Below are 25309 nucleotides of genomic sequence, written 5' to 3' on the forward strand. Positions count from 1 at the left end.
ACGAATAGGCCCATCAACGCCTTCTGACTACTGCGCCAAACCACACAAACGGCCGAAATTAAGCTATGATGAATTCTTTTTTGATCCTGCTAGAGTCAATCATGAAACACATCCATATTGTGGGCATTTGCGGCACCTTTATGGGCGGCATTGCCGCCATCGCTAAAGAAGCCGGTTTTCGCGTTACCGGCTGCGACGCTCAGGTTTATCCACCCATGAGCACCCAGCTAGAAGCCTTAGGCATTGAAGTCATTGAAGGCTTTGCCCCAGAGCAAATAGAACTAAACCCCGACGTTTACGTGATTGGCAACGTGGTCAAGCGTGGCAACCCCTTGATGGAAGCCATTCTGAATCAAAACCTGCCTTATATCTCTGGCCCACAATGGCTCTCAGAACAGGTGTTACAGCATCACTGGGTTTTGGCCGTTGCCGGCACCCACGGCAAAACCACCACCGCCAGCATGCTGGCGTGGGTTTTAGAGTATGCCGGCTTGGCCCCAGGCTTCTTGATTGGCGGCGTGCCTGAAAACTTCGGCGTGTCCGCTCGCCTGCCCCAAGCACCGACGCTCGACCCGAAGAGCACCAGCCCCTTCTTTGTGATTGAGGCAGACGAATACGACACGGCATTTTTTGACAAACGCTCCAAATTTGTTCATTACCGTCCCCGTACCGCGATTTTAAATAACCTCGAATACGACCATGCAGATATTTTTCCTAATCTGGCGGCGATTCAAACCCAGTTCCACCATTTAGTGCGCACCATTCCCAGCGACGGGCTCATCGTCAGCAACGGCCAAGCGCCTGCGCTAGATGAAACCTTGGCCATGGGGGCATGGACGCCAGTGACTCATTTTGCCACCGAATCAGGCTGGCACACCGACAACATCGATCATGTGAGCGGTCATTTCGATGTTTACCATCAAGACGCCAAACAAGGCCGCATCACCTGGGCGCTCATGGGCGAACACAATCGCCAAAACGCCATTGCCTGTATCGCGGCAGCACGCCACATTGGCGTCACGCCTGAAGTCTCTTGCGAAGCCCTCAGCCAATTCCAAAACGTGAAGCGCCGTATGGAAACCAAAGGCGTCGTCAATAACGTCACCGTCTACGACGACTTCGCCCACCACCCAACCGCCATTACTTTAACCATGGACGGCCTACGCGCCAAAGTCGGCGCCGCACGCATCATCGCCGTACTCGAGCCACGCTCTAACACCATGAAGCTAGGCGCCATGAAAGCCGCTCTGCCTGGCTCGCTGGCCGGCGCCGACCAAGTCTACTGCTACGCCGGTGGCGTCAATTGGGCGGTAGATGAAGCCCTTGCACCTTTAGGCGACAAATGCCACGTCGCCCAAGATTTAGCGCAAATGGTCGCAGACATTGCCGCCTACGCCCAAGCTGGCGACCACATCCTGGTAATGAGCAACGGCAGCTTTGGCGGTATTCACCAAAAACTATTGGACGCACTGGCTTAACCGTTCGAGGGGAGTAGCCCAGAAACCACTGCGGCCATGGGTCATCTCTCTGCCCCGCGTAAAGTCAGCGTGAGTTAAGCCTAGCCCTAAGCACCATACAGTGCGTCATGCAGCGACATTCAACACAGCCAAACCGCCTCAAGCGTTTTGGCTGTTTTTGGGCCAATAGCCCGCCTCTTGTAGCGATAGAATCCCAGCAGGCGACACGACAAAATGGTCTAACAGCACCACATCCACCAACAACAAGGCCTCTGCCAGTTTTCGGGTGAGGTTGATGTCGGCCGTAGACGGCTTCAGGCCGCCAGAAGGATGGTTATGCGCCACAATCAAGCCAGTGGCGTGATGATTCAGCGCTCGCTTCACCACTTCTCGAATGTAAACCACGTTCTGATTGACGGTGCCCTCGCTCAACACCTCTATCGCCAAGATTTGATTTTGCTGATTCAAAAACAGCGCCACAAACTGCTCAACCTTTAAATTAGCCAAATGCAAACGTAAATATTGGCGCACCTGTTCGGGCTCATGCCACACATCAATGCTTTGAATGTCCTCACTCAATATCCGTTTCGCCACCTCTTTCACCGCCGCAAACTGAGCATATTGCGCCACGCCCAAGCCTTTTTCAGCGGTAAATTCGGGCAAACCCAGCGCAAACAAACGGCTCAAGGTTTGATGTTTTTGAATCAACTGCCGCGCCACCGCCACCGCACTACTGCCGGGCACGCCCACGCGCAGTAAAATCGCCACCAATTCTGCATCGCTCAAATTTGTGACGCCCTTTTCCAGCAATTTTTCGCGCGGACGTTCGGCTTTAGGCCAAGACTTAATGCTCATCACACTCTCCTAATCAGGATCCATCTTGCTATAGAACCACATCGCCGCCTCTATACCCCACCAAACGGCTACCGCCCTATAAATCAACCGTTATGATAAAAGCATAACACTGACCACACAAGCATTTAAGACCACAAATACCACAAAACAGCTTATTTACTTCAATTTTCTTAATGCACTTTACCTTGTCCTAAATCAGGGTTTTTACACCTTGAAAACGTTCGTTTTTCTGACCCAAAAAACAAAATAAATCATTCATCTACTTATGATTATTCAAGAAAAATAAAACAGATCTCGCAATTTAGTGTTAGAATGGCCGACTTAACTTATTTCCCCCCATTTATTCAAAGTCAAAGCAATAAATAACATGAGCAAAAATATCCGTAACGTCGCCATCATCGCCCACGTCGATCATGGCAAAACGACTCTAGTCGACCAATTACTTCGTCAAGCCGGCACCTTCCGCGACAACCAGCAAGTGGTTGAACGCGTGATGGACAGTGGTGACATTGAAAAAGAACGTGGCATTACCATTCTGGCCAAAAACACTTCGGTTGATTACGAAGGCATTCACATCAACATCGTTGACACCCCAGGTCACGCCGACTTCGGTGGTGAAGTAGAACGTGTGATGGGCATGGTTGATGGCGTGGTTCTGCTAGTTGATGCCCAAGAAGGCCCCATGCCACAAACCCGTTTTGTGACCAAAAAAGCCTTGGCTCTTGGCCTACGCCCAATCGTGGTGATCAACAAAGTTGACCGCCCAGGCGCGCGCCCGGGCTGGGTGATTGACCAAACGTTCGAACTATTCGACCAGCTTGGCGCCTCTGACGAACAGCTAGACTTCCCGATCATTTACGCATCTGGCCTTAACGGCTTTGCGAAACTAGAAGAAGAAGATGAATCTAGCGACATGCGTCCTCTATTCGAAACCATTATTGCGCACACCCCAGAACCATCTGGTGATGCCAGCGCGCCTTTACAGCTACAAATCTCTGCCCTTGACTACTCAACCTACACAGGTCGCTTAGGCATTGGCCGCGTATTGAATGGCCGTATCAAATCAGGCCAAGCTGTTGCCATCATGGAACACGACAAACAGGTTGCTACTGGCCGCATCAACCAAGTTTTAGGCATTAAAGGCCTAGAGCGTGTTGAGGTTGAAGAAGCCCAAGCCGGTGACATCATCATCGTGTCAGGCATCGACGAAATCGGCATCGGGGTGACCATCTGCGACAAAGAAAACCCTGTTGGCGTACCAATGTTAACCGTTGACGAACCGACTCTGACCATGGACTTTATGGTGAACACCTCACCATTGGCCGGTACTGAAGGCAAGTTTGTGACTAGCCGTCAAATTCGTGACCGTCTAAACAAAGAATTATTGACCAACGTGGCCTTAAAAGTAGAAGACACTGAAGATGCTGATATCTTCCGCGTATCTGGTCGTGGCGAACTACACTTGACCATTTTACTAGAAAGCATGCGTCGTGAAGGCTTTGAGCTAGCCGTAGCCAAACCACGCGTGGTGTTCCGTGAAATCGACGGTCAAAAATGTGAGCCATACGAAAACCTAACCGTAGACGTAGAAGACAGCAACCAAGGCGCCATCATGGAAGAGCTAGGTCGTCGTCGTGGTGAATTGGTTAATATGGAAAGCGACGGCAAAGGCCGTACGCGTCTTGAATACCACATCCCTGCTCGTGGTTTGATTGGCTTCCAAGGTGAGTTCATGACCTTGACCCGCGGTGTTGGCCTAATGGCCCACGTGTTTGATGACTATGCACCGGTTAAAGCCGACATGCCTGGCCGTCACAATGGCGTATTGATTTCTCAAGAAGCCGGTGAAGCCGTAGCCTACGCCATCTGGAACTTAGAAGACCGTGGCCGTATGTTTATCAGCCCAGGCGACAAACTATACGAAGGCATGATCATCGGTATTCACAGCCGTGACAACGACTTGATCGTGAACCCTCTAAAAGGCAAAAAACTGACCAACGTTCGCGCCAGCGGTACCGATGAAGCCGTTCGCTTGACTACCCCTGTTAAGCTAACCCTAGAAAGTGCCGTAGAGTTTATCGCTGACGACGAGCTAGTGGAATTAACCCCACAAAGCATTCGCCTACGCAAACGCTACCTACAAGAACACGAACGTCGCAAACACTTCAAGAAATTGGATTAATCACGACGCTTGATCAAAAGCAGCCTACGGGCTGCTTTTTTTTGGCTGGGTGCCTTATAATCAAAGCAGCCCTGCCTCACAAAGAGACGCAACGCAAACCCATCACTAAGGATTGCCGCATGAATAAATTACTTATGGCCGCGACGCTGGCCCTATTGAGCCTACCCCTACAGGCCGCCAACGTGTCGATTAGCTGTTATGAAAATCTCGATCTAGACAGCTTAAAAACCGATTTATATCTAGTCAATCTAGACGTCGTGCCCGCCCAAGAAGCACAGTACGATCTTTGCTTCAACATCGAGCGCGGTAAGCTCACCGTGACCGAACCACGACGCAGCAACATCAGCATGGGCTACGGTTATGGCCGTCACGGACGCCACGGTGGCTTTGGCGGCATAGGCTACGACCCCTTCTGGGACAGCTACGAAACCCGTACCTATGAACAAAACTACGTCAGCCTCAGCATTAAAGACAAAAACGGCCGACCCGTTTGGCAAGGACGTGAAGTAGTGGACAGCCAAGACAAGATCGGACAAGCCGCCCGCACCCTTCTAGGACAAATTCCGCAGCGTATCAGCAATGGCGAATAAGACCGAGAAGAAATAACCCACAAAAAATCGCCGGCCATACCAGCCGGCGATTTTCATAAATTCAACAGAGGCTAAGGCTGCGATACAGGCACTAAAACAGCCTCGATGCCATCACCACCGCCCACCAGCTCAAAAACCTGCACCACACAGCGGTGCCCATCAGCATAGGTCGTAACCTCATAATCCTTACCTGCCTGAGGCGTAAACGTGATGTCCTGGCTACGACAGCTAGACTCTCGTGTCACCTGCCGCATCCCCGTCACCTGATTATTGTGGACATTACTCAAACCAATAAAGGCATTATTGATCTTAACCGGGCGCCCGGCAGGAATCACAAACTCACGATAAAAAGCCTTAGATAAAATCCCATCTCTTTGCTGTAAGTTGCGGGTATGCTCCGTGGCCGCCATACCAAGGCTTTGATTCTTCACCACACGCAAAAAAGAGCTAAATGCCTCCCCCATTGTGCCACCCACGCTGATTTTGATGGGTTTCGCCGCCTCATCTGCTGCCTGAACATACATCGTCGTTGGTTTTTGATTCTGCCCAAACAGACGAATACGCGCCGATTCACTCGGCTCATAGTGCTGGCTCAATTCAGGTGCAACCGTACTGCTACAGCCGGCCAGCAGCATAGCCAACATCGCCACTTTAACGCCTAACCACTTCATTTACGCCCTCCTTTCACTCATCACGCCATCCGCCCTATCTTCAGGCGCCAACCGCCGTACACAATTCAATCAATATGCCCTCTGGCGAGCGCACATAGGCCACCGTCTGGCCCCAAGGCTTGATCGTTGGCACCAGCACCGCTACCGCGCCGGCCCCCAGCGCCCGCTCATAGGCCACGGTCACATCATCGGTCACAAAAGCCACCTCCATGCCCAGCGGCTTAGCCGACTCATGCGCAAACACGCAGCCATCAGCCACAACGGCATGAGCCGCATCAAGATCGGCAAAAGCCAAAGCCGTGGCGCCTGTTTCCAACTCTGCATACGTGTGCGATTCATGCACAAATCGGCGCGACACGCCCAAAGCACGTTCAAAAAAATCCACGGCCGCCAAAACGTCGGGCACATACAAAATTGCATAAGCAAACTTCATGATTTAACCTTTAAATAAGTAATCCTGACAGCGTAGCAAACTTTTGCCCCTTGCGGTAAAAGATGTACTTTCGACCGCCTTTTTTAAAAAACTCAATGTCATATTGATTTTAACACAGGCTTGCGATAAGCTAGCAAAAACACAAAAGGACAATGACATGAATAAAACGTTCATTAGCTTTGCACTCGCCACACTTCTCCTTAGCGCTTGTGGCAGTACCTCTATGTGGTAATGCCCCTACCGCCCCATCGAATAAACCCACTCAGCCTTAGCTTGATTAAACCTAACTACTTTAGCGCCACCGGTATAAAAAAAGCAGCCTGGGCACACGTGAATCGCCACACTAAAATCCACTCTGTTTAAAACTCCCCAATACGTTTGTACTGGGGGTTAATGTGGTACGAAAGCAGAAACTCGAACGCTTGCCGGTTGCACCGCTGGAACCTGAATCAAACCATACTTAATATATTAAATGCAAAACCCCCAAACACTTTCGTATTTGGGGGTTTTTAAATTGGTGCGAAAGGAGAGACTCGAACGCTTGCGGGTTGCACCGCTGGGACCTGAATCAAACCATACTTAATATATTTAATGCAAAACCCCCAAATACTTTCGTATTTGGGGGTTTTAGAATTGGTGCGAAAGGAGAGACTCGAACTCTCACGGGTCGCCCCGCTGGAACCTAAATCCAGTGCGTCTACCAATTTCGCCACTTTCGCTTTTCAGCTTTAGCTTATTCGCCGAACTGAGGAAAGGAATTATAAGATAAGTCCTCTTAGCTTACAAGCCCTTTTAAACAAACCCCTACAGATAGCCCCCAAACCCTTCACCATTAATGCCCATCAAGCAGCATCCTAGTAGCGCTACCCTACTTGCAGAATCCAGCCACGCTTCTACAGCAAACCATCAATCAATAGCGAAACAACCGAAACATTATGAAAAAAATGATGCAAAACGGTGGGCACGCTGCGCTTTACCCACCCTACAAGCTTGCGGGTCGCACCGCTGGAACCTGAATCAAACCATACTTAATATATTAAATGTAAAAACCCCAAATACATTCGTACTGGGGGTTTTAGCGTGGCGTGAAAAGAGAGACTCGAACGCTTTCGGGCCGCACCGCTGGAACCTGAATCAAACCATACCTGATATATTCAATATATATTAAATGTAAAACCCCCGAACACTTTCGTACTGGGGGTTTTAGCGTGGCGTGAAAGAGAGACTCGAACGCTTGCGGGTCGCACCGCTGGAGCCTGAATCAAACCATACTTAATATATTAAATGTAAAAAACCCAAATACTTTCGTATTTGGGTTTTTTAGAATTGGTGCGAAAGGAGAGACTCGAACTCTCACGGGTCGCCCCGCTGGAACCTAAATCCAGTGCGTCTACCAATTTCGCCACTCTCGCATTTCAGCTTTGGCGTATTCGCCTTACTGAGGAAACGAATTATAGGCAAAGATACACGCATTAGCAAGCCCCTTTTGCATTATTTTCATTCACCTCAGGGCAAATCAACAATTATCCATGGCAAATCAAAACCCTATTACAGCAATTATTTTCGCCCCTTCTCTCAAACCCTTCCTTTTAAAGGCCCCCAAGCCCTAGTCAGCTCCTTGAACTGAGCAGTTTTACCACGCACACTCCCCTTATTTCTGACTATTTTTTCAGCACCCACTCCCATCAAGCATGATTTTCTATTAGAATAGGGACTCTGATGACTTATAACTATTGATATTGATACGCTATGAAATGTCCATTTTGTGCCCATACTGAAACACAGGTGGTCGATTCTCGTTTAATCGAAGAGACCAACAGCGTGCGTCGACGCCGTCGTTGCGCCGTGTGCGACAAACGCTTTAACACGTTTGAAACCGCCGAGGTGCGTCTGCCCAATATCATCAAAAGCACGGGCCAACGCACTGAGTTTGACCCGCAAAAGCTGCAAACCAGCTTTGAGCGCGCCTTACACAAACGACCCGTTTCAACCCACTTAGTAGATGAAGCCGTGGCCCGCATCATCCAACAGCTGCTACAACTAGGCGAGCGCGAGGTAACTTCGCGCGCGCTGGGCGAAATGGTCATGGCCGAACTGGCCAAGCTAGATAAAGTGGCCTATGTCCGTTTTGCTTCGGTATACCGAAGCTTTGCCGACGTAGATGAGTTTACCCACACCATCGCCACGCTAGACCAAGAAAACAAATAAACCAATGTCCCGACGACAAGCGCACTTTTCAGTGCGCTTGTCGTCTAATAAAGGGTCGTCACCTTATAGAAAGCCCTCCCTTGTCTGATTTCATTACCGCGCCGGATGCCCAACCCTTTAGCCTATTCGACCAACAAACCATGTGCCGCGCGCTGCATCTGGCCGAAAAAGGCAAAAACAGCACCAGCCCCAACCCTCGCGTAGGCTGCGTCATCAGCAAAGATAATCAGATCATTGGCGAAGGCTTTCATCTTCAGGCCGGCACCCCTCACGCCGAAGTTCACGCCCTAGCCCAGGCAGGCGATGCCGCCGAAGGCGCCACAGCCTACGTCACCCTAGAGCCTTGTAGCCACTACGGCCGCACGCCACCCTGTGCCCAAGCCTTAATCGACGCCAAGATCAGCCGCGTGGTAATGGCACAGCTCGACCCCAACCCACTGGTGGCCGGCAACGGCCAGAAAATGCTGGAACAGGCCGGCATCATCACGCAAGTCGGCCTCTTGGAAGAAGACGCACGCGCGCTGAATCGTGGGTTTTTATCCCGCATTGAGCGCCAACGCCCGTTTATCTTCTTAAAATGCGCCGCCAGCCTAGACGGTAAAACCGCACTCAACAACGGCGCCAGCCAATGGATCACTGGCCCAGAGGCGCGCCAAGAAGTGCAGGCCTTACGCGCCCAAAGCTGCGCCGTTCTCACCGGCGTAGGCACGGTTTTAGCCGACGACCCTAGACTCACCGTACGGGAAATGACCACGCTACGCCAACCCACGCGCGTGGTGTTAGACACCCATTTACGCACCCCCCTCACCGCCCAAGTCCTCGACACCCACCAGGCCCCCACCCTCATCATGACAGCCGTCAACGACGCTGCCCAACACCAGCCCTATTTAGATCGTGGCGTTCAAGTCATTGTGGTGGCGTTGGTTAACGACCGTTTAGACTTACTCGACGCGGTTACTAAACTGGCGGCTTTAGGCATTGGCGAGCTCATGGTAGAAGCCGGCAGCATCCTCAACGGCGCCTTTTTACAGGCCAATCTGGTGGATGAAATCGTGCTGTTCCAGGCGCCCAAAATTCTGGGCCATCAGGCCCAAGGGCTGTTTGCCCTAGACGAAGCCACTGTTTTGGCCGACTGTAGCCAGTGGGTGACCCAAAGCCTCACCCTTGTCGGCGCCGACAGTAAATGGATACTGCACCCGCAGCCCTAGCCCTGCACCCACGCCCAAATCAAACGCGGCCTGAATCCCTTTGATTCGGGCTTTTTCATGCCCTATAGGGTTGATTGCATGGAAGGAGCAGCTAGGTGATAATGGGCCATCGATGCCCACCTCATAGCCTATTGCCCATGCTTTATTTACACCAGTCTAACCGCCTTGAAAACCTAGCCCACACGTTTACGGCGTTTCAAAAAAATCAGCCCTTAAGCAATCCGTTTGCGAAAGAGCAGATTGTGGTGCAAAGCCGAGGCATGGGCCGCTACCTACACGTTTTTTTGGCTCAAGAAATCGGCATTGCCGCCAACCTCAAGCTCACCCTGCCGGCCAGCTTTAGCTGGCAACTGATGGTGTCTGTCTTGCCTGGCCTGCAACCCAATAGCCCATTTGCTACCGAAGCCATGGCTTGGCGCCTGTTTGCCTACTTCCAAGCCCACCTACACCCTAGCGCCCCCAGCATCGACCCCGTTTTTGAACCGCTGCGCCATTATTTGGCTCTGGGCGAAGAGGCCGCCTTCGATCTTGCCAACAAGCTGGCGGATATTTTTGACCAATACTTGGTGTATCGCCCTCATTGGATTCAAACATGGGAAGCGGGTCGACTGAACGATCTGGGCGAACACGAGCCTTGGCAAGCACGCCTCTGGCAATACCTAAGCGAGCATCCGGCGCCGCATCGGGTGCGTATGTGGGATCAGCTATTGGCGGCACTGCCTCAGGCCCAAGTCGATGGCCGCCTGCCAGAGCGCATCAACATTTTTGGCATCGCCACGCTGGCCCCCATGTACATTGAGCTGTTTAATCAACTGGCCCAGTATATTGACGTGCATTTATTTGCCCTGAATCCGAGTGCGGAACACTGGGGCCACGTGATTGAACCGGCGATGATTTTACAGCTGCCGCCCGAACAACAATCCCTTTTAGAAACTGGCCATCCCTTATTGGCGTCACTAGGCAAGCAAGGCCGTGACTTCTTTGATGCCCTCGCCGTCGACATGACGGTGGGCCACGACATTGACGTCTTCGAAGAAACGCCTGACGGCACATTGCTGCAACAGCTACAAGGTGACCTATTGCATTTACGTCTGCCTGACGCCAGCCATCAGGCACGACTACACGATGGCTCGATTCAAATCCACAGCGCCCACAGCCCGCTACGCGAACTACAAATTCTGAAAAACCAGCTGCTGGCACGTCTCGAGGCCGATCCCAGCCTCAGCTACCAAGACATTGCCGTGCTCACTCCGAATATTGACGCTTATGCGCCCTTTATCGACGCCCTATTTGGCCAGCATGACGACCAGCCCTATTTGCCTTTTACCTTAACCGACACCAAGATCCTCAGCAGCCATCCGTTTCTCTTCGCCTTCGCGGCGCTCTTAGAGTTATTGGACGGTCGTTTCGAACTGGATCAGGTGTTGGCACTGCTCGATGCTGAGCCACTGCGGCGACGCTTTGATTTGACCGAGCGCGACATTGACGTCATTCGCCAACACATCACCCAAATGAACATCCACTGGGGCCTAGACGAAACCATGCGGCGCCAATACGGTGGCCAAGACGATGCCTTTACCTGGGCTCAGGGTTTAGAGCGGCTGATTCTCGGCTTTATGCTCCCCAGCCACCACAGCAACGGCAGCCCTTTGCTGTGGGCCAATAAGGCGCCCAGCGGCCTCAGCCATCAACACATGACGGTGCTGGCCCAGTTCAGCACCCTCTTACGCACCTTAGGCAGCATTCATCAGGCTTGGCAGCAGCCCGCCAGCATGGACGACTGGTGGCAGCGCATCCAAGACAGCATCCAGGCCTTATTTTTATTTGCCGACGACGACCAAACCGCCGACGGCCATTTGCAACAAAGCCTGCAAAAACTCATCGAAAGCGTACACTTGGCCCAAAGCCATGAGCTGACGGTCGGCTTTCCCATCGTTAAAGCCCACATTTTGCGCTATCTGGATAGCAAAAACGACGCCAGCTTTTTACGCGGCGGCATCACTTTTTGCAGCATGGTGCCGATGCGCAGCCTGCCGTTTAAAGTGCTGTGCCTGATCGGCCTCAACGACGGCGAGTTTCCACGCGATGAAAAAGCCGACAGCTTTGATTTAATCGCTGCCCATCCCAAAAAGGGCGATCGCTCCCGCCGCAATGACGACCAATACCTCTTTTTAGAAGCCCTGATGAGCGCCCGTGAAGTGCTGTATCTCTCCTACGTTGGCCGCAGCATTAAAAACAACGACCCGCTGCCCCCCTCGACCTTGGTCAGCGAACTCATCGACACGGTGGCCAATATGACCGGCGCACTGCCGCAAGATCTGCACGACCACTGGGTCATCGCGCATCCACTACAGCCTTTTTCCAAAAGCTATTTCAACGCGCATAATCCACGCCTCATCAGCTACGACGAAGACCTAGCCGCCGCCCTGAATCAACCCGAGACAGAGCCGCAACCGTTTTTAAACGCCCTCAGCATCGAGCAAGACGCATCGCCCCAATTGGCGTTAAACGACCTCCTCAGCTTTTGGCGTAATCCTGTGCGCGCCTGGCTTAACCAAACGCTAGGCCTCTACCCGACCTATTGGGGCAAAGACCAAACCCCGCATGAGCCTTTCAGCCTCGACTCAGGCCAGCAGGCCCGAGTGCATCAAGCCTTTTTACAGGCCAAACTGGCTCATCACGACTACGCCGACACCAGCGCCTACCTACAGGCCATCGACGCCCTCCCTGTGGGCGAGCTGGGCGTTTTAATCAACGAGGCCGCCCAGCACAGCATCAAAAAGCTGGCCTTACCCGACGCCATTCTCAGCCCTAAGCTACCGCACACGCCCATTCAAATCAGGGTCAACGACACCCTCATCAGCGGCTATCTGGGAGAGCTGCATCAGGCCGGTCAAGTATTTTTAGCGGCGCAAAGCATGAACGCGCCCATGCGCATTAACCAGCTATTGCTGCACCTTGTCCTCAATGCGGTTAGGCCCACAGGCCCCGACGCTTATGAAACCCACGTATTTTACATGGATAAAGACGGCAACAGCGTCAGCCAAACCTATGCCGAGCTGCCGCAGCCACAGGCGCATAATCTACTCGAGCAGTGGCTGGCTTATTATCATGCGGGGCTAGCGCGGCCACTGCCGTTTTTTGCCCGCACGTCCTTATCCTGTGCCGAAGCCTATTGGGAAACCCTACAAAAAACCGACAGCGAACCACAGGCGCAAGAACGGGCCGTAAAAACCGCCTATCAGCGCTTTATCGGCAACCACCACAGCCCAGGCCAACAGCAAGACCAAGAAGTTGCCATGGTGTTCGCCGGCCATGACCCGATAGACGACCCAGAATTTATGCGCTTGGTCACCGACCTTTTGGTGCCGGTATTGACCTTAGGACAACACGAATGAGCATAGCCGCCCCCCCTGCCTACCAGCCTTTTGACCCACTGACGGTACCCATTGCGGGCGTTAATCTGGTTGAGGCCAGCGCTGGCACCGGCAAAACCTGGAGCATTGCCGCCCTTTACCTACGGCTGGTTCTACAGCAGCGTCTGCCCGTGGCCAGTATTTTGGTGGTGACCTACACCCGCGCCGCCACGGCCGAACTTAAAAGCCGACTGCGGGCGCGTTTAAACGAGGCTCTGTATTATCTAGAAGGTCGCCTCAGTAACGATCAGGTGGATGAATTTTTAATCACCCTCCTAGGCCAGCTCGAAGAGCCTGTCCCCCAACAGGTTTTGCGCCTCAAAGCGGCCATCAGCCAGTTTGACAACGCCGCCATTTACACCATTCACGGCTTTTGCCAGCGGGTCTTAAAAGACAGCGCCTTTGTCTGCGCCAGCCCGTTTCAGGTCAAGCTGGTGCAAGAGCAGGATGACGTCTTGCTGCGCCTAGCCGAAGACTTTTGGCGCCACCACGTCAGCCACGACGCCATCTGGGCGCAACTGGTGTATCAACACCAGCTCGATCCACAAGCCTTATTAATGGCCATCAAAGCCCATCTGAGTAAGCCTTATTTGATCACCGACCAGCCAGAAAGCAGCCTCGCCAACGCCGTTGAGCGACTACAAACCCAGTGGCACAGCCTCAGTGAGGCTGACATCGGCGCCATGAGCGATCAGTTTTGGGCCATTCACGCCTGCCTCAACGGCAATAAATACCGCAAAACCACCTTCGAGGCCGTGTTTCAAACCCTGCTTCGAGCCAAGCAAGAACAGGACGTCCATCGCCTGCTGCCGCAGCAGGCCAATCTGTTAAAGCTAGACCCTGAAGCCTTGGTGGCCGGTGCCAAAAAAGGCATGGCTGAGCAGCTACAAGACCTCAGCGCGTTTCTACCACTGGGGCCATTATTGCGCGCACTGTCGGGCTACCAAAACGCCGTAAACGATGAATTAACCCGACTGAAGCTGGCCTTTTTAGCCTTTCTCAACGACGGCATGCTGGCCTATAACCGCACCCATCAGCAACGCCGTTTTGATGATTTACTCTTAGACTTAGGCCAAGCCATCAGCCATGAGCAGCAAGGCCCAGCCCTGGCGGCCAGCATGGCGCAAGAATGGCAGGTGGCCTTGATCGATGAGTTCCAAGACACCGATCCAATTCAATACGACATTTTCCAGCGTGCCTTTGTCGCCAACCAACGGCCGCTGTTTTTGGTAGGCGACCCCAAACAGGCCATTTATAAATTTCGCGGCGCCGACATTTTTGCCTATTTAGAAGCCGCCCAATCGGCCGATCATCGCTACACCTTAGCCACCAACTTTCGCAGCCACCAAGCCTTGGTTGAGGGCATTGGCCAGCTGTTTACGCGCCATCCGCAGCCTTTTTTACTGCCCTATATTAGCTATAACGAGGTCAAGGCCCACCGCGCCGATCCTGTGGTGTCGCCCTACGATACCCCGATTCAGGTCTATAGCCTAAACACAGCCGACGACGACAAGCCCAACCTCAATAAAGACGTGGCTCGAGCCCGCTCGGCTGATTATTGCGCCCAAGACATCGCCGTCAAATTAACCACTGCGGCCAACGGCCATTATCGCCTCGGCGATGCGCCGCTACAGGCCGGCGACATTGCGGTACTGGTCAGCACCCACAATCAGGGCAAACAAATCGCCCAAGCGCTGCGCCAGCGCCACATCGACTCTGTGTCCCTCAGCCAAGAATCCGTCTTCGCCAGCAGCGAGGCCAAGGCGATTTATGAGCTGCTCAGCTGGTGGCTTAATCCGACCCACAACGCCAGCATGCGGCTGGTGCTGGCTAATCTATTTTTTGGCTACAGCGCCGAGGCCATTTATGCCCTCAACCAAAATGAAGCACAGGCCCTACAGCTGATTGAAGAGGCGCAGCAGGCCCACGACTTATGGCAACGAAAAGGCGTGTTTTATGCCTACCAGCACTTCACGGCCCGCCATCAGGTTCAAGCGCGGCTGCTCAGCCAACGACAAGAGCGCAGCCTCACCAATCTGACCCAGATGATGGAATTACTGTCGGAAGAGGCACCGAAGCACTTCAGCATTCATGGCCTCCACGAATGGCTACAGCAGCAAATCATCGCCGCTCATGAAGGCAAGGCCCGCTCCGAAGCGGCGCAGCTGCGCCTAGAGAGCGATGAGCATCTGGTGAAGATCATCACCATTCATGCCTCCAAAGGCCTGCAATATCCCTTGGTGTATTGTCCTTATTTGTGGGACGCCAAATCACCTAGCCGCCAACAACAGGCTTTTTACAGCCTTCATCACGCGCAAAAAGGCACCCTACTCTTAACCGAAGAACAGGTCAGCGACGCAGACCGTGAACAGGTGTTGCTGGAACAGCAGGCTGAACAGCTGCGCCTACTGTATGTCGCCCTAACCCGCGCGAAAGAACTGCTGGTGCTGAATTTAGGCAACCCGGAAACGGCCGAACACAGCGCCATTCAATACCTATTGGCCGAGCAGCCTTTAAATTTTGATGCAGAAGGCCGCTATTTTCAGCGCCAGCCTCAGCCGCAAGACGACCCCCTACAGGTGCCTCAGGCCCACGCCAGCGAGCGCCATCAGGCGCGCCACTACACCGCGAGCCCTCGCCCGTTTGTGCTGCACACCAGCTTTTCCAGCCTCAGCCGCCACACCCAAAGCATCAGCAACTCGGATGACGTCATGCCTCAGCTCGACCCAGCCGAACACAGCACACAAAGCGTGGAAACCCTCTCGACTGCCGTCGATTTAGACACGCCCACTTCGTTCACCTTTCCCAAAGGCGCCCATGCCGGCGTTTGCCTGCATAGTCTATTGGAGCATTACGACTTCCGCTTGGCCGCCGCCGATCAGCCTAATATCGATACCTTGCGCGACATTTTGGCCCAAAGCGGCTTCGAGCCCAGCTGGTACGAACCGCTGATGCCGATGTTAGACGCCACCAGCAGCGCCTATTTAAACGCGGCTGGACATAGCCAGCTACGCGCGATTGAGCCGGGTAAGCGACTAGACGAACTCAACTTCCTGTTTTCGGCCCAAGGGTTTAATCTGCAACAGTTAAAACACACCCTACGCCAAAGCCAGTTCGGCCTACCCGAGGCCATGCATCAGGCCATCGACGCCCTCACGTTTAAAGAGGTCAATGGCTACATCAACGGCTTCATTGACCTGATTTGCCAAGACGAACAGGGCGCGGTTTACGTCATCGACTATAAATCCAATCACCTAGGCTATGAGAGCGAGCGCTACACGCCCGAAGCGCTAGTGGGTGCCATGGCAGAACACCATTATTATTTACAGGCCATGCTCTACGCCGTCGCCACCCGCCGCTATTTCCGTAGCCGCCACATGGCGCTGCCGGCGCTACACATTCGCTATTTATTTTTACGCGGCCTGCTACCCGAAAGCCAAAATGGCATTTGGTCCTGGGATTTAGACGAGGCGCTGCTGCTGCAGCTAGAGGCCTGTTTGAGCGAATAGGCTGCTGAAGTGTCTCTTTAACTTAGTTTTAAATAAGGCGGTGGCTAGGCAGCGCCTCCCTAGTAAACAAAACGAACAGGCCACGACAATGCGTCGTGGCCTGTTCGTTCAACCATATTAACCTAAGGCGCTAAGCGCTCTTTTTCCCACTCATTGTGATCCGGGTTTAATAAATACACCACCCGATCATGCAGGCGACTCGGCCGCCCTTGCCAAAATTCAACCCGATCGGGGGTCAGTACATAGCCACCCCAATGAGGTGGACGCGGCACCGACATAGGGTGTTTTAACCCAAACTGAGCCGCACGAGTCACCAAGACCGATTTACCGATGATGGTTTTACTTTGTTCACTGGCCCAAGCGCCCACTCGAGAGGCATAGGGCCGGGACGCAAAATACTCATCTGAAACAGCTTCGCTGGCCTTGGCCACCGTGCCCTCAATCCGCACCGAGCGCTCTAGCTCCGGCCAAAAAAACGTCAGCGCCGCAAATGGATGAGCGCCTAAGGCCTGGCCTTTACGGCTTTCGTAATTGGTAAAGAACACAAAGCCGCCCTCAGCCACTTCTTTGAGCAACACCACCCGCGCCGTCGGTCGACCATCGGCGCCGACCGTGGCCAAATTCATGGCCGTGGGCTCGTTTACTTGAGCATTCATGGCTTCTTTTAACCACACTTCAAACTGACTCACCGGCGACGGCAAACACTCTTTAATGGACAGCTCCTTCTTAGAGTAATCCTGTCTGATCTCGTGTAAATCCAAACTCATTCTCTGCTCCCGTAAAGCGATTAGTGACACCAATATACGCTGTTTTCAGCCCTTAGAGCGGCCTTTTTAAACGCATGCTTTGGCTTTGTTTTCTTGTCATTTTTGGCGTATAATACCGTGTTTTATCTTGAAACTTGACCCCGACATGCAATTATCAGTGATTGGTTTAAATCATCAAACAGCACCCGTCAGTATTCGCGAACGCTTGGCGTTTGCGGCACAAGTGTTGCCTGATGCTTTACAAGAGATGGTCAAAGAGCGCGTGGCCAATGAGGCCGCGATCTTGTCTACCTGCAATCGTACTGAAATTTACTGCGTGGCCAAGCCCGAACACGTCATTCAGTGGCTGGCAAAATTCCACCACATCCCTGAAGCCGACATCCGCCCTTATTTATACACCCTCGACAGCGAAAAAACCATTCGCCACGCCTTTCGCGTGTCCTGTGGTTTGGATTCTATGGTTTTGGGCGAACCACAAATTTTGGGTCAAATTAAAGATGCGGTGCGCATAGCGCAAGAACAAAACACCATTGAAACCACGCTGAACACCTTATTTCAGCGCACGTTTGCAGTGGCCAAAGAGGTTCGCTCCACCACGGCGGTAGGCGAAAGCTCGGTGTCTATGGCGGCCGCTTCGGTCAAAATGGCCGAGCGTATTTTCCCTGACATTTCTGATTTAAACGTGTTGTTTGTGGGCGCAGGTGAAATGATTGAACTAGTGGCCACCTATTTTGCGGCCAAAAACCCCAAACACATGATGGTCGCCAACCGCACCCTTAAGCGCGCGCAAGAACTGTGCCAAATGATTGGCCAAAATGCGCAAGCTTGCTTACTCAATGACTTGCCAGACATTTTAAGCCGCTACGATGTGGTGGTTTCTTCCACCGCTAGCCCTTTGCCCATCATCGGCAAAGGCATGGTTGAGCGCGCCCTCAAAGGCCGCCGCAAAAACCCCATGTTCTTGCTCGACTTAGCCGTACCGCTAGACATTGAACGTGAAGTGGGCGAATTAAGCGACGCTTTCTTATACACCGTCGACGACATTGCCAGCATTGTCGAAATCGGCAAAGAAGCACGCCAGCAGGCCGCTTCTGAGGCCGAAGGCATCATTGATGAGCGCGTGCATGATTTTCTGGCCTGGCAGGCCGCACGCAAAAACGTGCCCCTCATTGTCTCGCTCAAAGACGAAGGCGAGCGCGCGCGCCGCTACGTATTGGCCAACGCCATCAAACAGCTCAATAAAGGCATGTCTCCTGAAGACGTGCTCGAACGCTTGTCGGTGCAGCTCACCAATAAGCTCTTACATGCGCCTACGCGCGCCCTCTCGCAAGCCCAAACTCAAGACAACGACACGGTAGAAGCCATTGCCCAGGTCTACCACCTACGGAACGATTAAACACCCATGAAAGCTTCTTTATTATCGAAACTTCAACACCTTTCTGAGCGTCTTGAAGAGGTCACCCACCTTTTGGCCAGCGAACAGGCCACCAACGATATGGATCAATACCGCAAGCTTACTCGTGAGCATTCGGACATTACCCCCATCGTGGAAACCTACCACCAATACCTACAGGCCAAACAAGATCAGGTCGACGCCGAAGAAATGCTCAGCGACCCGGACATGAAAGAATTTGCGCAAGAAGAACTTCAAAGCGCCAAAGAGCGCTTAGAGCACATTGAATTTGAGCTACAAAAACAGCTGTTGCCTAAAGATGCCGACGACGACAAAAACATCTTTATCGAGGTGCGTGCGGGCACGGGCGGCGATGAGGCAGCCCTATTTGCAGGCGACCTCTTACGCATGTACACCCGCTTTGCTGAGCGCAACCGCTGGAAGGTGGAAATTGTGTCTGAACATGAATCCGACCTAGGCGGCTACAAAGAAGTGATTGCGCGTATTGAAGGCTTTGGCGCCTTCAGTAAATTAAAGTTTGAGTCTGGCGGCCACCGCGTCCAGCGTGTGCCCGACACCGAAAGCCAAGGCCGTATTCACACCTCGGCCTGTACCGTTGCGGTCATGCCCGAAGCAGACGAACTAGACGAGGTGATTTTAAACCCAGCCGACTTGCGCATCGATACCTTCCGCGCCAGCGGCGCCGGTGGTCAGCACGTGAACAAAACCGACTCAGCCATTCGCATCACCCACTTACCCAGCGGCATCGTGGTAGAGTGCCAAGACGACCGCTCGCAGCATAAAAACAAAGCCCGAGCCTTAAGCGTTTTAGCGGCGCGCATTAACGACATCAAGCGGCGCGAACAGCAAGACAAAGAAGCGGCCGAACGCAAGAGCCTCATCGGCAGCGGCGATCGCTCTGAACGCATCCGCACCTACAACTACCCACAAGGCCGCGTGTCAGATCACCGCATCAACCTGACCTTACATAAATTAGACTACATTATGGACGGCGATCTTACCGAACTGACCGACGCCTTGATTTCAGAACATCAGGCCGAGCTACTGGCTAGCCTAGGCGATTAAATCCCCAACCTCATTCTTCTACCCCAGCCGCGCTGGGGTATTTTTTTCTCTCTCTCACAGAAGCTGATGATGTCTCCCCTGTACCGTATCGATACCCTCACCCAGCTAGCAGCACCAAGCCTAGATGCTCTACTATCAGAAAGCCAAGCAGAAGGCTTTCGCTTCGTGGCTAAGCTCCTCAAAGCCTATGAGCAAGGCAGCAATCGCTTTGACCAAGCAGGTGAATGCCTCCTCGGCATGTTCACTCACGACAATGAGCTGGTGGCCATAGGCGGCTTGAATCAAGACCCTTATCAACAGAAACCACATCAGGGTCGGCTACGCCACTTTTATGTTTTATCGGCCCATCGCCAGCAAGGCCTAGGCTCTGCGCTATTGATGGCTTTAATTAACGCTGCTGTGCCACACTTCACTCACCTCACGCTCAGAACGCCAGGCACCCAGGCATCAGCCCGTTTTTATGAACGCCATGGCTTTTTACCCGTCACCTCTGAACACAACAGCCATTGCTTGGCTTTAGTGCGTTCAGACATTCATCCACAAAAAACCCATTAAGCTTAACTTAATGGGTTTTGATATTCATCCGTCCAAAGCCTTAGGCCGATTTTTTTGCTGGGGGCACAAAATCATGGGCCATAAACGAAGCCAAGGAATCATCCTTAATGTCTAGCCACGGCTTAGGCAAGGCATGAGCCATGGTACCGGTCACGGTTGAGCGATAGCAGCGGTTCCTAAACCCCATGATGTCTTCTTGCTTGTGACGCAACCATTGCTTAAACAACTCACCCTGAGCCTCAACGTGAAACTCTGGATAGTCGGTTTTTTCCCACAGATCTTTAATATAGGCGGCCTGAAAATCAATGTGTTCATCATCAGTTTCCGTGGCCGCATATTTGGCCAACCAAGCATCTTCATCCTGCTGACGCTCTTCCATATTGGGTAACTGCAAGCGGCCACACATCACATCGCGGGCAAACCAAGCCTGAGTGTCAAACATATTAAAGGTGAAATACTGATCTTGCATGCCCAGATACATCAATTTAGGCTGGCTTTGATAGAAAATGCCTTTGTACAGTTTTTTAGGATAGAGGCAATTATCCGTCTGCAAGCGTAAATGGTCGGGTAAAAACGGAAACGAAAACTGATAGCCTGTGCAAAATACAATGGCGTCAACGTCGGTATGACTGCCATCAATAAAGTAGGCGGTTTTGCCCTCAATGCGCGACAGCTGCGGGCGCTCTTCAAAACCTTCGGGCCAATCAAAGCCTAAGGGTTGGCTGCGATAGCTGTAGACAATGGAATCAGCACCATATTTATAACACTGTGAGCCGATGTCTTCAGCCGAATAGCTACTGCCCACCAGCAGTAAACGCTTGCCGGTAAACTCTTGCGCATCGCGAAAATCATGGGCGTGTAATACGCGGCCGGGGAAGCGGCTTAAGCCGGCCACTTCTGGATAGCTTGGCGTGGAAAAGTGGCCCGTTGCCACCACTACATAGTCAAACGTTTCCGTAACCTGTTCGTCTTTTTCGTGGTCCATTACCGTGACCGAAAAGGTCTCGGTTTCGGCCGAGTAGTCCACCCAACGTACGGCGGTATTAAAGCGGATGTATTGGCGAATGTGGTTTTTTTCTACCCGCCCAACAATATAGTCTTTCAGCACCGCCCGTGGCAAATACGAGGGCATAGGCTGTTCAAAATGTTGATCAAATGAATAGTCGGCAAACTCTAGGCCTTCCTTGGGGCCGTTCGACCACAGGTAGCGATACATACTGCCGTGCACGGGCTCTCCGTGCCGATCCAAACCGGTCTCCCAGTTGTAACGCCATAATCCGCCCCAGTCGGCCTGTTTTTCAAAGCACACAATGTCGGGAATATCATGGCCTTGATCGCGCATCGCGGCAAAGGCTCGTAACTGTGCTAAGCCACTCGGGCCTGCACCTAAAATAGCGACTCTTTTTTTCAAACGGTTCTCCTTCATTCATACTAAATCGCTCTTTACCTTACAGATATTTTTTTTGCGCCACAATGTTGCCAAACACCACCATCCATGTTAATCCCCATATTATTCAATCACCTATAATACACCATAAAATGACAAAAGTATAAAATTTCATAGGCATGATTTTACCCCGTTAAAATCGCATGGTAGAGCCAGAGAAAGACCACCGTGAACACGCCTTTAAAAGCCCATACTCGCCTCTTATCTAACACCCATTCAATCGGCGAGTGCCCCTAGCCCACCTAGCCTAGCGACGAATCAAGGTCACATCGATGGCCAAAACCTAGGCCGCGAACACAGAAGCCAATCCAGCTGCGGCTTGAGCACTTCTAAGCGCCCGTTTCATAGCGGCGACAGGCCGTTAAAAGAGCCGTCTCAACGCCGTCAAACCACACTTATATTGATTGTCAATAACTATCAATATTTAAATATTCGATAATATTTACAATCAAAAAAAGCCTTTTTATTTAAAAAACGCAGCCAAAAACCAAAAAAAAACGGCCTTGACGGCCGCTTTTCTTATTCAAAAATCATTAAAACAGGATGATTTTAACCTTAATCACCCCGTTTTACCCCGGTATAAGCCTGGTCTTCGGCCACAATAAAGCTGTAGGCCATGGCCAATTCGGTGAGCCGATTTTGGCCATAGCTGTGGCCGCTATTCATGTCGGTATGCAATAAGATGGGGGCCTTACCCTGCTGATGACGCTTCAGTTTGGCCACCCACTTGGCCTGCTCCCAGTACGGCACCTGCGTGTCAAAACGGCCTGAAGTCACCAAAAGGGCTGGGTAAGCCTGTTTTTTAACCTGCTCATAAGGCGCATAGCTACGAATATAAGCGCCATACTCAGGCTGATTAGGATTGCCCCACTCTGAATACTCTTGCTTAGTCAGGGGTAAAGTATCGTCCATCAAGGTATTCAATACATCCACAAACGGGCGCTGCGCCACGATGGCTCGATAGCGCTCAGGCGCCTCATTCGCCACCACGCCCATCACCAGCCCACCCGCGCTTTCGCCCATGGCATAGGTGCGCTTAGGGTCGCCATAGCCGGCTGCCTGTAGGCCAATGGTGCTTTGAATAAAATCGTCAAAGCTGTGCTTTTTGCTCAAGCCTTTGCCTGCCTCATGCCAGGCGCTGCCAAGCTCACCCCCGCCGCGTACGTGTACAATGGCGTAAACAAAGCCGCGATCCAAAAAGCTTAAGCGATTGGCACTAAAGCGTGGTGCCATATTGCTGCCATAGGCGCCGTAGGCATAAACAATCAACGGGTTTTTACCCGCCTGAAACAGGCTTTTTTTATACACCAAGGTCACCGGCACCTTGACGCCATCGCTGCTGGGCAACCACAGGTATTCACTGGCGTAGTCTGCCGCCACATAGCTCGCGACGGCTTTATCTGACTCAACGCGCAAGTGATTGCTGCTTAAATCCAGCGCCTCAATGCGGCTCGGCGTGGTTAATGACGTGTATTGATAGCGTAAGGTATTGTCCCCCTCGCTGTGGCCAGTTTTTAACTCAATCAAATAGTTGGGATCATTAAAGCTTAAAGCCTCGCGCTGAGCGCTGTGGCGGTTAATCTTGGTCAACACGGGGCGGCCTTGATCACGGGTAAGCACCACCCACCAATCTTTTAACACCACATAATCTTCGACCTCACCTAAACCTTGACTGACGTTCTGCCAGCCATCGGCCAAATTTTTGGCCGTATACAGCGCAAACTCACCATCGCGATTGCTGTGCAGATAAAAATCTTCGCCCACGTGCGCCACATAATACTCAACCTTGGCCTGCAAGGGCCGTACCAAGCGTGGCTGAGCTTGGGCAGCATTTTGGCCACGATCAATCAACAGGCTTTGCGAGGCGGTGGCGCCTGAATCATTAATCACCAAATAGGCGTCTGAAGTGCTCAGATACAGGCCCAGATTATGATGATCATTCATGGCCTCATACACCAACACATCGGCGCTGACGGGCGAACCTAAGCGGTGGCGATAAACTTGATAGGGCCGAATGGTCTGGGCTTCGTTTTTCACGTAATACACCCAAGCCCCATCGCGTGAAAAATAGGCCTGACCGTTGGTTTGGGCGATCTTTTCTGGCAGCGCTTTTTGGGTTTGGGCATCATAAAAATGCAGCGTGTATTCACGCGTCCCCACTCTATCCTCACCAATGGCCAACACCGTGCCTTGCGCATTCAAACGAGCTTGGCCTGCGGCATAATACCTGCCCTTTTCTACCTTTGGCGTATACACTGAGCGCCACGGAGCGGCTTGGTTAGACTGAGCCAGCGGCCTGATCTGATAGGCTTTTTGCGCGCTGCGTGGGCCGCCCACGGGGCAGCTTTGCAATTGGTAGGCACCGCTTAAAGTCACGTCGCAGTCTTGCGCCTGAGGCGGGCTGACTTGGGCCTGCATTTCGCCCAAAATCGTTTGATATAGGCCGTCATGGCGTTTGAAATAGGCCTGACTCAGCTGGTTTTCTTGAGCCAAATAATCAGCCACGGGCGCGCTTAAGGCTTCGCCTTTGTTTTTCAGCCAGTCATCGCTCACTGGCGTGCGCGCCTGAACGTTGGAGAGGCTAGCCGCCATCGCGGCCAGCAGTACAATAGAAGATATAGATTGATTCATATGGGCGTACTTTAATTAAAAAAGCCGCTGTTTCCAACGGCTGTGTTTTGATCCCTTAATTAGGGGCATACCAAACGTAATCTGCATGCTCTGGCAATACTTTGGCCTCGGGCTGGGCCAAAATCACTACTTTCACCTCAGCCCGATTACCCAAGTCCTGTAGATGCAGCGGCGCGCCTAGGTTTTTCACCACATGGTAGGCGCCAGCAATCAGCATCGTTGGCTTAGGTGCCGCCATCACGGCCTCGGCCATTTTTCGGTCACGGTGCTGCTGCACCGCCAGCATGGCGTCTAAGTCGGCGCCTTCATGCATGCCATCAATGACTTTGGCTAATTCAGCCTTCACTTCGGGACGAGCATGTAAGCGGCCCGACAGCACCGGTTTGTCTTGATAAATCTGCCTCATCGGCTCACGATCAAGATTGGCTTCCAGTACGGGCGCAGGCTGACGTAGCAGCTGATTCATCAGATCCCGGTACTGCGTCCACGTCCAGCCCGTTTGCCAGTCGGTCGCCTGCACCACTTTATCCGCACGCAGATGACCGCCACCGTTTAAAAATGTCTGCGTTTTGCTGACTTTAGCCTGTTGCTTGGGCTGCAGCATTTCCAACACAAAGCTCCCCTGAGGCCGTGCTTGCGGTAAAGTAGCCACCAGCCACTGCTCCATCTGATGGTGTGTGATCTGGTCGTGCTTCTCGCCCACCAACACGATGTCGGCCTTGGCCAACTCAACCGCCAACTGCGCGGGCGTCAGCGTGGCTTGCGTGCGTAAATCCACGATGCGGCCGCTGCTGGCAACGGCTTCTAGGCTGGCTTGATCCACCGCTGGCGGCGGTGCAATGCTGCTGCAGGCGCTTAAGGCTAAGGTGCTGGCCAAAACGATGGCTAATTTTTTCAACAT

General features: G+C 52.6%; 17 protein-coding genes and 2 tRNA genes. 10 read left to right on the plus strand and 9 right to left on the minus strand.

Going from position 1 to position 25309, the window contains the following annotated elements; translation table 11 throughout:
• The first annotated feature begins 101 nt into the window (after positions 1–101).
• Positions 102–1478 (plus strand): UDP-N-acetylmuramate:L-alanyl-gamma-D-glutamyl-meso-diaminopimelate ligase, encoded by a 1377-nt coding sequence (gene mpl, locus AB8Q18_10370; protein ID XDZ50594.1) that lies wholly within the window; start codon positions 102–104, stop codon positions 1476–1478.
• Between the two features lie 138 nt (positions 1479–1616).
• Here the strand turns inward: mpl and radC are convergent, their stop codons facing one another.
• Positions 1617–2312, minus strand: a complete 696-nt coding sequence (gene radC, locus AB8Q18_10375) for a DNA repair protein RadC (GenBank protein ID XDZ50595.1) — start codon at positions 2310–2312, stop codon at positions 1617–1619.
• A gap of 367 nt (positions 2313–2679) precedes the next feature.
• Between radC and typA the strand changes: the two genes are divergently transcribed.
• Complete coding sequence (gene typA, locus AB8Q18_10380) at positions 2680–4494, plus strand: translational GTPase TypA (GenBank protein XDZ50596.1); 1815 nt, start codon at positions 2680–2682, stop codon at positions 4492–4494.
• Positions 4495–4613: 119 nt separating this feature from the next.
• The gene (locus AB8Q18_10385; protein XDZ50597.1) at positions 4614–5084 is read left to right on the plus strand and encodes a hypothetical protein; all 471 of its coding nucleotides are present in this window, start codon (positions 4614–4616) and stop codon (positions 5082–5084) included.
• A gap of 71 nt (positions 5085–5155) precedes the next feature.
• Here AB8Q18_10385 and AB8Q18_10390 read toward each other — a convergent pair whose 3' ends face one another.
• The 4 genes from AB8Q18_10390 to AB8Q18_10405 form a co-directional block, all read right to left on the minus strand.
• Positions 5156–5755 carry a hypothetical protein gene (locus AB8Q18_10390; protein XDZ50598.1) on the minus strand — a complete coding sequence of 200 codons (600 nt, stop codon included), beginning with the start codon at positions 5753–5755 and terminating at the stop codon, positions 5156–5158.
• Between the two features lie 40 nt (positions 5756–5795).
• A complete protein-coding gene (locus AB8Q18_10395) occupies positions 5796–6188 on the minus strand; it encodes a VOC family protein (protein ID XDZ50599.1) in 393 nt (130 codons plus the stop codon).
• A gap of 634 nt (positions 6189–6822) precedes the next feature.
• Positions 6823–6907, minus strand: a tRNA-Leu gene (locus AB8Q18_10400).
• Between the two features lie 608 nt (positions 6908–7515).
• Positions 7516–7600, minus strand: a tRNA-Leu gene (locus AB8Q18_10405).
• A gap of 337 nt (positions 7601–7937) precedes the next feature.
• Between AB8Q18_10405 and nrdR the strand changes: the two genes are divergently transcribed.
• From nrdR to recB, 4 genes are all read left to right on the plus strand, one after another.
• Positions 7938–8396: a transcriptional regulator NrdR gene (gene nrdR, locus AB8Q18_10410; protein ID XDZ50600.1), complete on the plus strand. Its 459-nt coding sequence runs from the start codon at positions 7938–7940 to the stop codon at positions 8394–8396.
• Positions 8397–8536: 140 nt separating this feature from the next.
• A complete protein-coding gene (gene ribD, locus AB8Q18_10415; protein ID XDZ52920.1) occupies positions 8537–9604 on the plus strand; it encodes a bifunctional diaminohydroxyphosphoribosylaminopyrimidine deaminase/5-amino-6-(5-phosphoribosylamino)uracil reductase RibD in 1068 nt (355 codons plus the stop codon).
• Positions 9605–9741: 137 nt separating this feature from the next.
• The gene (recC, locus tag AB8Q18_10420; protein ID XDZ50601.1) at positions 9742–13002 is read left to right on the plus strand and encodes an exodeoxyribonuclease V subunit gamma; all 3261 of its coding nucleotides are present in this window, start codon (positions 9742–9744) and stop codon (positions 13000–13002) included.
• Positions 12999–16529 (plus strand): exodeoxyribonuclease V subunit beta, encoded by a 3531-nt coding sequence (gene recB / locus AB8Q18_10425; GenBank protein ID XDZ50602.1) that lies wholly within the window; start codon positions 12999–13001, stop codon positions 16527–16529. The genes recC and recB overlap by 4 nt, the downstream gene beginning before the upstream one ends.
• A gap of 122 nt (positions 16530–16651) precedes the next feature.
• Here recB and pdxH read toward each other — a convergent pair whose 3' ends face one another.
• Positions 16652–17290 (minus strand): pyridoxamine 5'-phosphate oxidase, encoded by a 639-nt coding sequence (pdxH, locus tag AB8Q18_10430; protein ID XDZ52921.1) that lies wholly within the window; start codon positions 17288–17290, stop codon positions 16652–16654.
• A gap of 151 nt (positions 17291–17441) precedes the next feature.
• Here pdxH and hemA point away from each other — a divergent pair, with 151 nt between their 5' ends.
• From hemA to AB8Q18_10445, 3 genes are all read left to right on the plus strand, one after another.
• A complete protein-coding gene (gene hemA, locus AB8Q18_10435) occupies positions 17442–18692 on the plus strand; it encodes a glutamyl-tRNA reductase (GenBank protein XDZ50603.1) in 1251 nt (416 codons plus the stop codon).
• A 6-nt stretch (positions 18693–18698) separates the two neighbouring features.
• Entirely contained in the window at positions 18699–19775 is a 1077-nt protein-coding gene (gene prfA, locus AB8Q18_10440; GenBank protein XDZ50604.1) for a peptide chain release factor 1, read from the plus strand.
• A 66-nt stretch (positions 19776–19841) separates the two neighbouring features.
• A complete protein-coding gene (locus AB8Q18_10445; GenBank protein XDZ50605.1) occupies positions 19842–20330 on the plus strand; it encodes a GNAT family N-acetyltransferase in 489 nt (162 codons plus the stop codon).
• Between the two features lie 40 nt (positions 20331–20370).
• Here the strand turns inward: AB8Q18_10445 and AB8Q18_10450 are convergent, their stop codons facing one another.
• From AB8Q18_10450 to AB8Q18_10460, 3 genes are all read right to left on the minus strand, one after another.
• Positions 20371–21741 (minus strand): NAD(P)-binding domain-containing protein, encoded by a 1371-nt coding sequence (locus AB8Q18_10450; protein ID XDZ50606.1) that lies wholly within the window; start codon positions 21739–21741, stop codon positions 20371–20373.
• Positions 21742–22332: 591 nt separating this feature from the next.
• A complete protein-coding gene (locus AB8Q18_10455) occupies positions 22333–24408 on the minus strand; it encodes a prolyl oligopeptidase family serine peptidase (GenBank protein ID XDZ50607.1) in 2076 nt (691 codons plus the stop codon).
• 55 nt (positions 24409–24463) lie between these two features.
• On the minus strand, positions 24464–25309 hold the full coding sequence (locus AB8Q18_10460; protein XDZ50608.1) for a ChaN family lipoprotein: 846 nt from the start codon (positions 25307–25309) through the stop codon (positions 24464–24466).

The organism is Neisseriaceae bacterium CLB008, from assembly GCA_041228285.1.
Taxonomy (GTDB): domain Bacteria; phylum Pseudomonadota; class Gammaproteobacteria; order Burkholderiales; family Neisseriaceae; genus JAGNPU01.

Bases quoted from the DNA above. Each gene is read 5' to 3' on its own strand.
- mpl (XDZ50594.1), top strand. From the start codon at position 102: ATGAAACACATCCATATTGTGGGCATTTGCGGCACCTTTATGGGCGGC.
- radC (XDZ50595.1), bottom strand. From the start codon at position 2,312: ATGAGCATTAAGTCTTGGCCTAAAGCCGAACGTCCGCGCGAAAAATTG.
- typA (XDZ50596.1), top strand. From the start codon at position 2,680: ATGAGCAAAAATATCCGTAACGTCGCCATCATCGCCCACGTCGATCAT.
- AB8Q18_10385 (XDZ50597.1), top strand. From the start codon at position 4,614: ATGAATAAATTACTTATGGCCGCGACGCTGGCCCTATTGAGCCTACCC.
- AB8Q18_10390 (XDZ50598.1), bottom strand. From the start codon at position 5,755: ATGAAGTGGTTAGGCGTTAAAGTGGCGATGTTGGCTATGCTGCTGGCC.
- AB8Q18_10395 (XDZ50599.1), bottom strand. From the start codon at position 6,188: ATGAAGTTTGCTTATGCAATTTTGTATGTGCCCGACGTTTTGGCGGCC.
- nrdR (XDZ50600.1), top strand. From the start codon at position 7,938: ATGAAATGTCCATTTTGTGCCCATACTGAAACACAGGTGGTCGATTCT.
- ribD (XDZ52920.1), top strand. From the start codon at position 8,537: ATGTGCCGCGCGCTGCATCTGGCCGAAAAAGGCAAAAACAGCACCAGC.
- recC (XDZ50601.1), top strand. From the start codon at position 9,742: ATGCTTTATTTACACCAGTCTAACCGCCTTGAAAACCTAGCCCACACG.
- recB (XDZ50602.1), top strand. From the start codon at position 12,999: ATGAGCATAGCCGCCCCCCCTGCCTACCAGCCTTTTGACCCACTGACG.
- hemA (XDZ50603.1), top strand. From the start codon at position 17,442: ATGCAATTATCAGTGATTGGTTTAAATCATCAAACAGCACCCGTCAGT.
- prfA (XDZ50604.1), top strand. From the start codon at position 18,699: ATGAAAGCTTCTTTATTATCGAAACTTCAACACCTTTCTGAGCGTCTT.
- AB8Q18_10445 (XDZ50605.1), top strand. From the start codon at position 19,842: ATGATGTCTCCCCTGTACCGTATCGATACCCTCACCCAGCTAGCAGCA.
- AB8Q18_10455 (XDZ50607.1), bottom strand. From the start codon at position 24,408: ATGAATCAATCTATATCTTCTATTGTACTGCTGGCCGCGATGGCGGCT.
- AB8Q18_10460 (XDZ50608.1), bottom strand. From the start codon at position 25,309: ATGTTGAAAAAATTAGCCATCGTTTTGGCCAGCACCTTAGCCTTAAGC.